Annotated in this window: 10 protein-coding genes; 8 read left to right on the top strand and 2 right to left on the bottom strand. The window is 30.9% G+C overall.

Annotation, left to right across the window (positions count from 1 at the left end):
* Nucleotides 1-8: 8 nt before the first annotated feature.
* Nucleotides 9-1,604 carry a peptide chain release factor 3 gene (locus OLM55_RS00110; RefSeq protein WP_264559389.1) on the bottom strand — a complete coding sequence of 532 codons (1,596 nt, stop codon included), beginning with the start codon at nt 1,602-1,604 and terminating at the stop codon, nt 9-11.
* 167 nt (nt 1,605-1,771) lie between these two features.
* Here OLM55_RS00110 and OLM55_RS00105 point away from each other — a divergent pair, with 167 nt between their 5' ends.
* The 5 genes from OLM55_RS00105 to OLM55_RS00085 all read left to right on the top strand — a co-directional run bounded on the left by OLM55_RS00105 (nt 1,772) and on the right by OLM55_RS00085 (nt 7,490).
* Nucleotides 1,772-3,736 carry a peptidylprolyl isomerase gene (locus OLM55_RS00105; RefSeq protein WP_264559388.1) on the top strand — a complete coding sequence of 655 codons (1,965 nt, stop codon included), beginning with the start codon at nt 1,772-1,774 and terminating at the stop codon, nt 3,734-3,736.
* Nucleotides 3,736-4,587 (top strand): hypothetical protein, encoded by an 852-nt coding sequence (locus tag OLM55_RS00100; protein WP_264559387.1) that lies wholly within the window; start codon nt 3,736-3,738, stop codon nt 4,585-4,587. The genes OLM55_RS00105 and OLM55_RS00100 overlap by 1 nt, the downstream gene beginning before the upstream one ends.
* The gene (locus OLM55_RS00095; protein WP_264559386.1) at nt 4,571-5,929 is read left to right on the top strand and encodes a peptidylprolyl isomerase; all 1,359 of its coding nucleotides are present in this window, start codon (nt 4,571-4,573) and stop codon (nt 5,927-5,929) included. The genes OLM55_RS00100 and OLM55_RS00095 overlap by 17 nt, the downstream gene beginning before the upstream one ends.
* Nucleotides 5,930-6,023: 94 nt before the next feature.
* Nucleotides 6,024-6,977, top strand: a complete 954-nt coding sequence (locus tag OLM55_RS00090; RefSeq protein WP_264559385.1) for an AAA family ATPase — start codon at nt 6,024-6,026, stop codon at nt 6,975-6,977.
* Between the two features lie 12 nt (nt 6,978-6,989).
* Nucleotides 6,990-7,490 (top strand): hypothetical protein, encoded by a 501-nt coding sequence (locus OLM55_RS00085; protein WP_264559384.1) that lies wholly within the window; start codon nt 6,990-6,992, stop codon nt 7,488-7,490.
* Here the strand turns inward: OLM55_RS00085 and OLM55_RS00080 are convergent.
* On the bottom strand, nt 7,487-8,620 hold the full coding sequence (locus tag OLM55_RS00080) for a hypothetical protein (RefSeq protein WP_264559383.1): 1,134 nt from the start codon (nt 8,618-8,620) through the stop codon (nt 7,487-7,489). The two genes, OLM55_RS00085 and OLM55_RS00080, sit on opposite strands and share 4 nt — an antisense overlap.
* A gap of 34 nt (nt 8,621-8,654) precedes the next feature.
* Between OLM55_RS00080 and OLM55_RS00075 the strand changes: the two genes are divergently transcribed.
* From OLM55_RS00075 to OLM55_RS00065, 3 genes are all read left to right on the top strand, one after another.
* Entirely contained in the window at nt 8,655-9,767 is a 1,113-nt protein-coding gene (locus OLM55_RS00075; protein ID WP_264559382.1) for an acyltransferase family protein, read from the top strand.
* Between the two features lie 320 nt (nt 9,768-10,087).
* Complete coding sequence (locus tag OLM55_RS00070; RefSeq protein ID WP_264559381.1) at nt 10,088-12,865, top strand: bifunctional aconitate hydratase 2/2-methylisocitrate dehydratase; 2,778 nt, start codon at nt 10,088-10,090, stop codon at nt 12,863-12,865.
* 124 nt (nt 12,866-12,989) lie between these two features.
* Entirely contained in the window at nt 12,990-15,254 is a 2,265-nt protein-coding gene (locus OLM55_RS00065) for an aconitate hydratase (RefSeq protein WP_264559380.1), read from the top strand.
* The last annotated feature ends 43 nt before the right edge of the window (nt 15,255-15,297 follow it).

Here is a 15,297-nt window from a genome sequence, read left to right as displayed (position 1 = left end):
TTAAAAAATTATGAATTATGAAAATCTGAAGTAAAAAATAACTTTACACTTGGGTATTTTTGTTTGGTCATTTGTATTGAAAACTCACTATCTGCTAAAAATACTAATTGACCGTATTTATCAGTTCCAAGGAATTTTTGTTTAATTCTTCTAAATTCTCTAAACTCTTCATTTTTAGCATCATCAGGCTTAACCCAACACGCTTTGTATGCAGGGAAGTTTTCATAACTACATTTTGCGCCATATTCATGCTCTAAACGATACTGAATTACTTCATATTGTAATGCTCCAACAGTTCCAATAATTTTACGTCCATTCATTTCTAATGTAAACAATTGCGCAACACCTTCATCCATTAACTGGTCAATTCCTTTTTCAAGTTGTTTTGATTTTAAAGGATCTGAATTATTAATATATCTAAAATGTTCAGGTGAAAAACTTGGAATTCCTTTATAATTCATTTTTTCGCCTTCCGTTAAAGTGTCTCCAATTTTAAAATTTCCAGTATCATGAAGTCCAACAATGTCTCCAGGATATGAAATATCAACAATTTCTTTTTTTTCAGCAAAAAAAGCATTCGGACTTGAAAATTTCATGTTCTTACCGTTTCTTACATGTAAATACGGCTTGTTTCTTTCAAATGTTCCTGAAACAATTTTAATGAACGCTAATCTATCTCTATGTTTAGGATCCATATTAGCATGAATTTTAAATACAAAACCGCTAAATTTATTTTCATCAGGTTGTACAAGTCTAGTATCTGATTCTTTAGGTCTTGGAGCAGGAGCAATGTCAATAAAACAGTCTAACAATTCTCTAACACCAAAATTATTTAATGCCGAACCAAAAAACACAGGTTGAAGTTGTCCTGCTAAATATTCATCTCTATTAAAAGTTGGGTAAACTTCATCGATTAACTCTAATTCTTCTCTAAGTCTTTTAGCTGGTTTTTCACCAATAATTCCATCAAGTTCTGGATTGTTTATATCAGAAAAAGCAATAGTTTCTTCAATATCTTTTCTACTGTCTCCAGAAAATAAATTAATATTTTTTTCCCAAATGTTGTAAATTCCTTTAAAGTCATAACCCATCCCTATAGGAAAGCTTAATGGAGTAACGGTTAGCCCAAGTTTTTGCTCTACTTCATCTAATAAATCAAATGCATCTTTTCCTTCACGATCTAATTTATTGATAAATACAATGATAGGGATTTTTCTCATTCTACAAACTTCAACTAATTTTTCAGTTTGTTCCTCAACCCCTTTGGCAACGTCAATTACAACAATTACACTGTCTACAGCAGTAAGTGTTCTAAAGGTGTCCTCGGCAAAATCTTTATGTCCGGGAGTGTCAAGAATATTAATTTTCTTGTCTTTGTAGATGAATGCTAAAACAGAAGTTGCTACAGAAATACCTCTTTGTCTCTCAATTTCCATAAAATCGGAAGTGGCACCTTTCTTAATCTTATTGCTTTTTACAGCTCCAGCTTCTTGAATAGCTCCTCCAAAAAGTAATAATTTTTCAGTTAGAGTTGTCTTTCCGGCATCTGGATGTGATATAATTCCAAAAGTTCTTCTTTTAGCAATTTCTTCTTTAAAGCTCATTTTATTTTTTTTAGAGTTTGCAAAATTAACGTATTAATTTAAATATCTAAAATGGAATAAGAGTTATGTTTTTAAATTGAAAATAAATTACGTTATTACTAATTAGAAACTTGCTATATACATAGGAATTGTTATTTTTGTTGATTGCAAATTAAAAATGTTATTCAATGAGATATTTATTTCAACTTTTAGTGTTTATTACGTTTATACAAAATAGTTTTTCTCAAGAAAAGCAAGCTTTATTTACTATTGATGATGCGTCATATTATTCTGATGAATTTATTAGAGTTTATAATAAAAATTTAGACTTGGTAAAAGATGACTCTCAAAAAGATTTAGATAAATATTTAGAACTTTTTGTTGGATATAAATTAAAAGTTCAAAAAGCATATAAATCAGGGTTACAGTATAATACAAAATATCAAAATGAATTAAAATCATATAGAAGTCAGTTGGCAAAAAACTATATGAATGATTCTAAAGTAACTAATGAATTAGTAGAAGAAGCTTACGAAAGAATTAATAAAGAAGTTAAAGCATCTCATATTTTAATTTTAGTAGATGAAAGCGCTTCTCCTGAAGATACATTAAAAGCTTATGCTAAAGTATCAAAAGTTCATCAACTATTAAAAGAAGGTAAAAACTTTGAAGATGTTGCAGTACAATACTCAGAAGATCCTTCTGTAAAGGATAATAAAGGGAATTTAGGATATTTTTCTGCTTTTAGAATGGTTTATCCTTTTGAAAATGCAGCTTTCAATACTACTGTTGGTCAATTTTCGGCACCATTTAGAACCAAGTTTGGTTATCATATTGTTAAGGTTACAGATGCAAGAAAAAACAAAGGTGAAGTAACTGTAGCTCATATTATGATTGTAAAACCAACTGATACTGACGAGGCTTCACAAGAAAAAGCAAAACAAACTATTGAGGATGTTTATAAAAAAATTCAACAAGGTGAAAGTTTTGAAAGTTTAGCCAATCAATTTTCTGAAGATAAATCTACTTCAGGTAAAGGTGGAGTTTTACAACGTTTTGGTTCGGGTCAATTGGCTTCAGAAAAGTTTGAAGAAGTTGCTTTTAGTTTAAATGATAAAAACGAAATTTCTAAACCTTTTTTATCTCAATTTGGTTGGCATATTGTTAAGCTTGTTGAAAAGCATCCAGTGCAATCAATTCAAGAAATGAGAACCGAACTTGAAAATAAGGTTAGAAAAGATGAGAGATCGTTGATAATTACAAATTCACTTGCGGCAAAACTTAGAAAAAAATATGCATTTACTAAAAATGAAAAATTACTGCAAAAAATAAAAAAATCAGTGACTAATGATTTTTATACTCAAACTTGGGAGGTTCCTGACAATAAAAAGGAGTTAAGTGGAGAAATAGCAGTAATTAATAAAAACGGAAAATTATATTCACCTTCATTTATTAGTTATCTGTCTAGTCAACAAAAAGCAAATATTAAAATTAAACCAATTGGTGCTTTGGTAGACCATTTATTTGATAAATGGATGGATGTACAGCTAATTCAATATTATGAAGATAATTTGGAAAATGAATTTGTTGAATTTAAAAATGTTGTTGAAGAATATAGAGATGGTTTATTATTGTTTGACTTAATGGAGAAAGAAATTTGGGAAAGAGCAAAAACGGATACTATTGGTTTAAATACATATTTTAACAACAATTCAAAAAACTATATGTGGACTAATAGATATGATGTAGATGTTTATTCTTCAACCAACGAGAAAGTTATAAAAAAGACAAAATCATATTTAGAAAAAAATAAAACAACAGATTATATTAAATCTAAAATTAATAAAAAAGGAGTTGTTGATGTTATGGTTAAATCAGGGTTGTTTGAAGAGAATCATGATGTTTTATCAGAATATAAAAACCCTCAAATTGGAACAACTTCTGTGGTTAAAAAGGGGAATTATTATTTTGTTGTAAAAGTTAAAGAAGTTAAACCAGCGCAACAAAAATCATTAGACGAATGTCGAGGAAAAGTAATTAGTGATTACCAACAATTTTTAGAAAACAATTGGGTAGATGAACTAAAAAAAGAGTTTAAAGTTATTGTAAATCAAAATGCTTTTGAAGAAGTTAAAAGTCAAATTTCTAAGTAATGTATAAATTACTACAATACATAATTCTAATTTTAGCAGTTTCTTCATGTAGCTATTTTAAGAAACCTCAAGAACCAGAATCTATTGCTAGAGTTGGAGATGTGTTTTTGTATAAAAGCGACATAAAGGATTTAGTTCCAAAAGGAACATCTAAAAACGATAGTATTGCAATTGTAAAATCGTTCATTGGTAGATGGGCAACACAAAAAATTCTTTACAATGCGGCAGAATATAATCTATCAGATGCTCAAATGGAAAGTTTTAACGATTTGATTAATCAATATAAAGTTGATTTATACACAAAAGCATATTTAGAAGAACTGGTTAAACAACAAATAGATACAGTTGTTACTGAAGCTCAAATAAATTCTTACTATAATTCAAACAAACAATATTTTAAAAATTCAAGTGAGTTAATTAAGCTTCGTTACATTAATTTAGTTAAAGAAAATCAAAAGTTAGATAAAATTAGAGCAAAGTTTAGTTCCTTTACAAAAAATGATAAAAAAGACCTTCAAGAACAAGCAATACAGTTTAAAAGTTATGCTTTTAATGATTCAATGTGGGTAGATATTAATCAGGTTTATGAAAAATTGCCATTTATTAATGTTAATAATAAAGAGGAATATATAGTTTCTGGAAAAAATTTTCAATACCCAGATTCTACAACAATTTGGCTTGTTAAAGTAAATGATGTATTGTCTAAAAATGAAGCAACGCCGTTACAATTTTTAAAACCTACAATAAAACAAGTTATCATAAATAACAGAAAATTAGAATTAGTTAAAACAATAGAAAAGGAAATAACAAATGATGCGATTAAAAATAACAAATATGAAATTTATAAATAAAAGTATTTTAGCTCTTACTTTATTATTATGCTCGTCAGTAATATTCGGTCAAGGAAAAAAAGTAAAAGTTGACGGAGTAGTTGCTGTTATTGGAGATTATGTGGTTTTAGATTCAGATATTGATTTAGAGTTTATTCAACTTAAAGCACAAGGAGTTGATATTAAAAACATCACAAGATGTGAATTGTTTGGAAAGCAGTTAGAAGATAAATTATATGCTCATCACGCCATTCAAGATAGTATTATTGTTTCTGATGATGAAGTTTATGGTTATATGAATCAACAAATCGATGCTATGGTTGAGCAAGTAGGTTCATTAGATAAGGTTATAAAATTCTATAGAAAGAAAAACGAAGAAGAATTTAAAAATTACTTTTTCGATATCATCAAGCAAAGTAAGTTAACTACTCAAATGCAAAATAAAATTGTGGATGAAGTTACTATTACTCCTGAAGAAGTTAGAAATTTTTTCAAAGAAATTCCTAAAGATGAAATTCCAGTATTTGGTGCAGAAGTAGAAGTAGCTCAAATTGTTATTAAACCAGTAGTTACTCAAGAAGAAAAACAAGCTACTATTGATAAATTAAACGCTATTAGAAAAGATGTAATAGAAAATGGATCAAGTTTTTATACAAAAGCTGTTTTGTATACAGAAGATGAAGGATCAGCTTCAAGTGGAGGTTTTTATAAAATAAACCGTAAAACTGGTTTTGTAAAAGAATTTAAGGAAGTTGCTTTTAGTTTGGGTGAGGGTGAAATTTCAGAGCCTTTTGAAACAGAATTTGGATATCATATTATAATGGTAGAGAAAATTAAAGGTCAAGAAGTAGAGTTAAGACACATTTTAATGAGTCCTAAAGTTTCAAGTAAAGCAATGGCTGATGCTAAAGAAAAAATTGAACTAATTAGAGAAAAAATTATTAACGGTGAAATTACATTTGCTGAAGCTGCAAAATCTTCTTCAGATCAAAAAGAGACTAGAAACAACGGTGGAGTTTTATTAAATCCTAGAACTATGGAACCTCGTTTCGATTTAACAAAAATGGATCCAACATTATACAGTCAAATTTCTAATTTTAAAGTTGGTCAAATTTCTATGCCTATTTTAGATGAAGAAAGAGGTGTTGGTAAATTTTACAAAATCATTACAGTTAACAATAAAACAGAAGAACATACTGCAGAATTTGCAAGTGATTACTTAAAAATTAAAGACTTAGCTTTAACTGATAAGAAGATTAAAGCAATTGCGAAATGGACAGAAGAGAAAATCAACGAAACATATATAAGCATTAATGCTGACTATAAAGATTGCGATTTTACAAATAACTGGTTAAAAAAGTAATTCAAAATAAAATTTAAAACCCTTCAAGTTGAAGGGTTTTTTTATGCTTTTTTTTCTTATTTTAGTGGTTCTAATATTATAAAATCCAATATATATGTCTGACGTTGCAACTATTCAACAATTAGTACAAAAACAAAAAGAATTAAAGCAGGAAATTGCAAAAGTCATAGTAGGTCAAGATGAAGTAATCAATCAAATTATTTTAAGTGTTTTTGCAGGTGGTCATGCACTATTAATTGGAGTTCCAGGTTTAGCAAAAACATTAATGGTAAATACTATTTCGCAGGTTTTAGGACTTGATTTTAAACGTATACAGTTTACACCCGATTTAATGCCTTCAGATATTTTAGGAAGTGAAATCTTAGACGAAAACCGACAATTTAAATTCATAAAAGGTCCAATTTTCTCTAATATAATATTAGCCGATGAAATTAACCGTACGCCCCCAAAAACACAAGCTGCATTATTGGAAGCAATGCAAGAACGTGCTGTAACGGTTGCGGGTCATCATTATAAATTAGATTTACCTTATTTTGTTTTGGCAACACAAAACCCTATTGAGCAAGAAGGAACATATCCTTTGCCAGAAGCGCAATTAGACCGTTTTATGTTCGCTGTAAAATTAGAATATCCTTCGTTTCAAGAAGAAGTAAATGTAGTAAAAGCAACCACTTCAGATCATAAACCACAAGTAAATGCATTATTTACAGCGCAGGAGATTATCGATTTCCAAAATGTAATTCGTAAAATTCCAGTGGCCGATAATGTTATTGAATATGCGGTAACTTTAGTAAGTAAAACTCGTCCGGATAATGCTTTAGCAACCGAATTTGTTAAAACCTATATCGATTGGGGAGCAGGACCAAGAGCTTCACAAAATCTTATTTTAGCTGCCAAAACACAAGCTGCTTTAAATGGTAAATTTTCTCCAGATATTGAAGATGTGCAAGCAGTTGCAACAGGAATTCTTCGTCATCGTATTATCAAAAACTATAAAGCCGACGCCGAAGGTATTTCGGAAGAAGATATTATTAAGAAGTTGTTTTAAAGATTAACTATTATGAAAAAGCACTTTTTAATTTTATTATTTATAGCTTCTTTTGTAAATGGTCAAAATAGTAAAAAGTTAACTTTTGATAATTTGAAGCCATTTTTAATAGACTTTTTGTATGAAAAGAGTCAGTTGTCTTCAGAAAGAGTTGATGAATTAAAAAAAGGTGAATATGATTTTTATTTAAGAGGATTGTTTGATGATAAACATGATGGAGAATTAGTTAATGGTGTTTATGCTTTTTCTAATTTTAGCTCACATTCTAAAGCTTTTTTTGTTCTAGTAGAAAATAATGAATTTACAATTTTAGATTTGGATAACAGAGAAGGTTTAGATGTTTCAATTAAAAATATTTTAGACTTTTCTGAAAGAAGTAAATATTGTGTTTTAATTACTTCAGAAATATTGACAAGGTTATTAAATGTTTATTATAATAAAAACGTTAATCCATTAATTGGTCAAGATATTAATTGTATAAGAGGTGTTGTTGATTTTGAAGACTTACCTTAATTCCTAAGTTTCTCTTCCAATTCCTTATCATAAAAAAACAAAAACATACTTCCCATCATGTCTTGGTCAATTGCAGAAGTGTTGTTGGTTTCTAAAACCAATTCATATTCATGGTTTTCATACAGCCAAATTCCTTCAACTGAAGAAAAAGGTTGAACTTCTATTAAACCAATTTTATCGGTATAGTTTGAAACATTACTTTTAAAGATGTTCTGCCTTGTTGTTTTGTCGTATAAAGCAATTGAAGTTGTAAATGGATGCACATGTATGGCAGAAAAATGCAAACGTAAACTGTCTTTCAATTGTAATTGCGAATTTATAGAACTTCTGTAGCTGTTTTTCCCTTTAGGAATTACCCAATGTCCAGAAAGCATATTTCCATTTCCATCATCATAACTATGGTTTTTGGTTTCCACAGGAATACATTGATTACTCGCTGGGTCAAGCGGCATTTTAAATGGATCTTGCTTGTCGTAAGGCAACTGAATAAAAACCGTTTTACTCATTAAAGGCTTTTGCGTTCCGTTATATTTCTCGTTTTTAACGGTAACTAAATGCTTTATTTTTTTAAAAACGGGGTCTTCATTATGGTTTAATGCTTGTGTGGTAATAAATAAAAATTCATTTCCTTTTATGGGAACGCCATAACCTTTTGGGAAATCAAAACTCACAAATCCGTTTGATAAAGAAGTTAGTCTTGGATATTGTTTGCCAATTCTATCATTTAACCCCCAGCTTCCATAATAATTAACATCGTTTAAGTCAACGTTCATATGACAAATATAATCGTTACTAATCACTTCATTTGTTTTGGCATCTAACGCTTTTACATCAAAACCTGTAATCCAGAGCATTTCATCATTTTGACTCAATTGAATGTAACGAGACGATTTCGGACCTTCCATTGATTTATAAATAGCATCAATAATAAATGTTGGTGAAAGCATTTTGTATTCTTTTGAATCGGTTTCAACCAACCAATTATTGTCAACTAATCCTAATTTATGGACTAATGTTGTTTTAATAATGGCTTTATGCCTGTTGGAAAGTAAATTATAGGTAATAATTCCAAAAAGACTAGAAAGAATAAAAGTGAAGCCTAAATATTTATATATCTTTGAATTTCTCAAAATTAATAGTTTGATATTCACAAAAGTAGGTAAAATGAATACAGATATACAAAATAATCAACGAATTTTTGGACTAGATGTTGTTAGAGCAACCGCAATTGCAATGGTTGTTTTTTCGCATGTGTATTACTTAATCGATAGTTCAAATCCTTTACTTATATCGGTAAGTGGATTGTTTGGTTTTTTTGGTGTAGAGTTGTTTTTTGTTTTAAGTGGTTTTTTGATTGGAACTATATTATTAAAAAAATACATTAATGAAACGTTCTCGGTTAAAGAAATTTTTATTTTTTTAAAAAGAAGGTGGTTTAGAACTTTACCAACCTACTATTTGGTTTTGATACTGAATATAATTGTTGCTTTAATTTTTAATTATTCAATTGATGGTTGGGCTGCTTATTTTGTGTTCTTTCAAAATTTTATCGATTATAAGATTAACTTTTTTACCGAATCGTGGAGCTTGTCTGTAGAAGAATGGACGTATTTATTAATTCCGTTTGTATTGTTTTTTAGCTGGACTGTTTTTAAAAAGAATAAAAAATCATCTTTTATAATTACCGTTTTAGTATTGATTTTGTTTTTTCATATTTTACGTTATTTCGTTTATTTAGAAAATTCATTTTCAGATATGACTACTTGGAATTCTAATTTGAAGTCATTAACTATTTACCGTATTGATAGTATTTTGTTTGGTTTTGTAACTGCTTGGTTGTATATGTTTTATAAAGATTTTTTACAGAAATATAAAGGTTATATGTTTATAGTTTCATTGCATTTGTTTTTGTTTCAGTTTGTAGTGATGAATGTCTTAGGCTTTGATATTGTGGCAACTCCACTTTATTATAAAGTGTTCTATTTTACACTTAGTTCCTTTACAATTTTTTTAGCTTTACCACTGTTTGTCTATTGGAATAGTTCTAAAGCTTTATTTGTTAAGCCAATACAATTGATAAGTAAAATTTCATACAGTATGTATTTGTTGCACTATAGTATTATTACAGTGCTTATGAAATATGTAATTAGTAATTTTAATATTCGGTTTTCAAATGTTGTAATAATCATTAGTTACTTGTTTATTACCATTTTAAGTTCCTATTTATTGTATCGTTTTTATGAAAAGCCTATGATGAATTTAAGAGATAAATACTAGACTTAAATCTCTTTATATTACTAAAATGATAGGTTTTAGATGTAATTTTTGAGAAATTAATAATATTAATTATCGAAATTACGAATTATTCAATAAACATTGTTTTTTTGAGTTTTTATTGAAGGATATTCATCAAAATAGAATGTTTATAAATAATTATTCTTAGAATCTTTACTTTTATTAAAAATTTTTAAATCTCATTACTATTTATTAAATTTGTGCGGCTTTGGCGAATAGTAAACGCAAAAAACCTAGATATTACGGCTTTTAATTTTGAAATGATCGAGGATATCGCCTTTAACATTGAAAAGACATCTATTATGAACACTTACAACGATTATCTTAACGAAATCGAAAAACGAAAAGGTCAAGGGCTTCACCCGAAACCGATTGATGGCGCTGAATTATTAAGCGAAATCATTGCACAAATAAAAGATTTAAATAATGTAAATAGAAAAGATTCTCTTAATTTTTTTATTTACAATGTTGTACCGGGTACAACGAGTGCAGCTGATGTAAAAGCTAAATTTTTAAAAGAGATTATTCTTGGCAATGAAACAGTTGCTGAAATATCGAAAGACTTTGCTTTTGAGTTATTGTCTCATATGAAAGGTGGAGCTTCAATTACCATGCTTTTAGACTTAGCTTTAGGTGATGACGTAGCTATTGCAAAACAAGCAGCAGAAGTATTAAAAACACAAGTGTACTTATACGAAGCAGATACAGCTCGTTTAAAAGACGCGTATAATGCAGGTAACACTATTGCCAAAGAGTTATTAGAAAGCTACGCGCAAGCAGAGTTTTTTACTAAACTTCCTGAAATAGAAGAAAAGATAGATATTGTAACATTTATCGCTGGTACAGGTGATATTTCTACAGATTTATTATCTCCAGGCGCAGATGCGCACTCTCGTTCAGATAGAGAATTACACGGTCAGTGTATTTTTGAACACAACAAAGAGATGCAGAAAGAATTAACTGCATTAAAAGCACAGCATCCAGATAAGCGTGTTATGTTAATTGCTGAAAAAGGAACAATGGGTGTAGGTTCTTCAAGAATGTCCGGAGTAAATAACGTAGCATTGTGGACAGGTATTCAAGCTAGCCCTTATGTACCGTTCATTAACATCGCTCCAATTATTGCAGGAACTAACGGAATTTCGCCAATTTTCTTAACTACAGTAGGTGTAACAGGTGGTATTGGTATTGACCTTAAAAACTGGGTAAATAAAACCGATGCTGAAGGAAATATAGTAAGAGATGAAAATGGAGATGCTGTTTTAGAACAAAAATATTCTGTTGAAACTGGAACGGTTTTAACAATCAATACAAAAACAAAAAAATTATACCACGGTGATATTGAACTTAAAGATATTGCTGCAGCTTTAACACCACAAAAAATGGAGTTTATTAAAGCAGGTGGTTCTTATGCCGTTGTTTTTGGTAAAAAATTACAAACAATAGCTTGTGGAATTTTAGGAATAAGTATTCCAACAGTATATGCTCCTTCTAAAGAAATCTCTGTTGAAGGTCAAGGTTTAACTGCTGTTGAGAAAATCTTCAACAAAAACGCAGTTGGAACAACGCCAGGTAAAGTTTTACATGCAGGTTCTGATGTACGTGTAGAAGTAAACATTGTAGGTTCTCAAGATACTACAGGTTTAATGACTTCTCAAGAGTTAGAAGCAATGGCTGCAACGATTATTTCTCCAATTGTTGATGGAGCTTACCAATCAGGGTGTCATACAGCTTCTGTTTGGGATGATAAGTCGAAAGCAAATATTCCTAAGCTGATGAAGTTTATGAATGATTTCGGATTAATCACAGCACGTGACCCTAAAGGTCAATATCCTGCAATGACAGATGTAATACACAAAGTGTTGAATGATCTTACAGTTAGCGATTGGGATATTATTATTGGTGGAGATTCACATACTCGTATGTCTAAAGGTGTCGCATTTGGAGCCGATTCAGGAACCGTTGCTTTGGCTTTAGCGACAGGTGAAGCTACAATGCCAATTCCAGAGTCGGTTAAGGTTACTTTTAAAGGAGAAATGAGAAGCTTCATGGATTTCCGTGATGTGGTTCATGCTACGCAACAACAAATGTTGAAGCAATTTGGTGGTGAAAATGTTTTCCAAGGAAGAATTATTGAAGTACATATTGGTACTTTAACTTCTGACCAAGCCTTTACATTTACAGATTGGACTGCAGAGATGAAAGCAAAAGCTTCTATTTGTATTTCAGAAGATGAAACATTAATTGAGTCATTAGAAATAGCAAAAGGTCGTATCCAAATCATGATTGATAAAGGAATGGATAATCATATTAACGTACTAAAAGGTTTAGTTGACAAAGCGAATAATAGAATTCAGGAATTAAAAACAGGTACTAAGCCTTCTTTACGTCCAGATGCTAATGCGAAGTATTATGCAGATGTAGTTATTGATTTGGATCAAATTGCTGAGCCAATGATTGCGGATCCAGACGTAAATAATGATGATGTTTCTAAGCGTTATACTCACGACACTATTCGTCCACTTTCTTTCTATGGAGGAACTAAACAAGTTGATTTAGGTTTCATAGGTTCTTGTATGGTTCACAAAGGAGACATGCAAATTTTAGCTCAAATGTTGAAAAACATCGAAGCACAACATGGTAAAGTAGAATTTAAAGCACCATTAGTGGTTGCACCTCCAACGTATAACATTGTTGATGAACTGAAAGCAGAAGGCGATTGGGAAGTATTACAAAAGTACTCTGGTTTTGAATTCGATGATAATGCGCCAAAAGGAACCGCTCGTACTAAATATGAAAACATGTTGTACTTAGAGCGTCCAGGTTGTAACTTATGTATGGGTAATCAAGAAAAAGCAGAACCAGGAGATACTGTAATGGCTACTTCTACACGTTTATTCCAAGGAAGAGTTGTAAAAGATTCTAGTGAGAAAAAAGGAGAATCTTTATTATCATCAACACCTGTCGTAGTTTTATCTACTATTTTAGGAAGAACTCCAACAATGGCAGAATACGAAGCAGCAGTAGACGGAATTGTATTAACTAAATTTAAGCCATCTCAAAAACAATTAGTTGGATAGTTTAAGTTAACTGTTAAATATTATAAAAAAGCCTGAGTTATTAACTCAGGCTTTTTTTATGACATCTATTTTTTTTGTACCTTGTGATACGGGAAAATATTACAAACTAATAAAATAAATTAATATGGCTTTTGATATTGAAATGATTGAAAAAGTGTATGCAACAATGACTGAACGTGTAGACAAAGCACGTGAATTAGTTGGTCGTCCACTTACTTTATCTGAAAAGATTTTATATTCTCATCTTTGGGAGAAAACACCTACGCAAGCATTTACGCGTGGAAAAGATTATGTAGATTTTGCTCCAGATAGAGTTGCTTGCCAAGATGCAACGGCACAAATGGCATTGTTGCAATTTATGCATGCTAACAAAAAAACGGTTGCAGTTCCAACTACAGTTCACTGTGATCACTTAATTTTAGCAAAAAATGGAGCTAAATCTGATTTGGCTTTAGCTAACAATCAATCTAAAGAAGTTTTTGATTTTCTTTCATCAGTTTCAGATAAATACGGAATTGGTTTTTGGAAACCAGGTTCAGGAATTATTCACCAAATCGTTTTAGAAAATTATGCATTTCCAGGTGGAATGATGATTGGAACCGATTCTCATACTGTAAATGCAGGTGGATTAGGTATGTTAGCAATTGGTGTTGGTGGTGCAGATGCTGTTGATGTAATGTCTGGAATGTCTTGGGAATTAAAATTTCCAAAATTAATTGGAGTTAAATTAACAGGTAAACTTTCTGGTTGGACTGCACCAAAAGATGTTATTCTTAAAGTAGCTGACATTCTTACTGTAAAAGGAGGAACAGGTGCAATTGTAGAATATTTTGGTGAAGGCGCTACTTCAATGTCATGTACAGGTAAAGGTACTATTTGTAACATGGGTGCTGAAATTGGAGCAACAACTTCAACTTTTGGATACGATGATTCCATGAGAAGATATTTAGCTGCTACAGGTCGTCAAGATGTTGTTAACGCTGCTGATAAAGTAGCGGATTATTTAACAGCTGATAAAGAAGTATATGCTAATCCTGAACAATATTTTGACCAATTAATTGAAATCAATTTATCAGAATTAGAGCCACATATCAACGGCCCTTTTACTCCAGATAGAGGAACACCAGTTTCTAAAATGAAAGAGGAAGCGGCCGCAAACGGTTGGCCAGTAAAAGTAGAATGGGGATTAATTGGTTCGTGTACAAACTCTTCTTACGAAGATATGTCAAGAGCAGCTTCTATTGTGAGACAAGCGGTTGAACATGGAATTACTCCAAAAGCTGAGTTTGGAATCAACCCAGGTTCTGAACAAATTAGATACACTATTGAAAGAGACGGTATCATTGCTGATTTTGAAAAAATGGGTACTAAAGTATTCACAAATGCTTGTGGACCATGTATTGGTCAATGGGATAGAGAAGGTGCAGACAAGCAAGAAAAAAATACTATCGTTCATTCTTTCAACAGAAATTTCTCAAAACGTGCCGACGGTAATCCAAATACGCATGCTTTTGTAACTTCTCCAGAAATGGTTGCTGCTTTAGCAATTTCAGGAAGATTAGATTTTAATCCTTTGACAGATGCTTTAATCAACGATAAAGGAGAAGAAGTAATGTTGAAAACTCCTTATGGTGATGAGTTGCCAAAAAGAGGTTTTGATGTAGAAGATGCAGGTTTTCAAGCTCCAGCTGAAGACGGAAGTGGAGTGCAGGTTGTAGTTTCTCCAACTTCAGACAGATTACAATTATTAGCGCCATTTAAACCTTGGAATGGTGAGAATATTATAGGTGCTAAATTGTTAATCAAAGCATTTGGAAAATGTACTACTGATCACATCTCTATGGCTGGTCCTTGGTTGCGATTCCGTGGTCACTTAGATAATATTTCAAATAACATGCTGATTGGTGCAGTAAATGCATTTAATCAAGCAACAAATAAAGTTAAGAATCAATTAAGCGGTTCTTATGATGCTGTTCCTGCTGTAGCAAGAGCATATAAAGCGGCAGATATTCCTTCTATTGTAGTGGGAGATCATAATTACGGTGAAGGATCTTCTCGCGAGCATGCTGCAATGGAACCTCGTTTCTTAGGAGTTACGGCGGTTTTAGTAAAATCGTTTGCACGTATTCATGAAACAAACCTAAAAAAACAAGGTATGTTAGGTTTAACGTTTGCTAATGAGGCAGATTATGATAAGATTCAAGAAGATGATACGATCAATTTCTTAGATTTAACGTCATTTGCTCCAGGTAAACCATTAACGTTAGAGTTTGTTCATGCAGATGGTTCTAAAGATATAATTATGGCGAATCATACGTATAACGAAGGTCAAATAGAATGGTTTAAAGCTGGTTCTGCATTAAACTTAATTGCTGCAGGCAAAGCTTAATTAGATTATATATGATATGAAAAAAGCTCCGTTTATGGAGCTT

This window comes from Flavobacterium sp. N2270 (assembly GCF_025947225.1).
Classification (GTDB): Bacteria; Bacteroidota; Bacteroidia; order Flavobacteriales; family Flavobacteriaceae; genus Flavobacterium.
The sequence above is the reverse complement of the archived record's forward strand: the minus strand, read 5'-3'. Positions and strand labels throughout refer to the sequence as shown.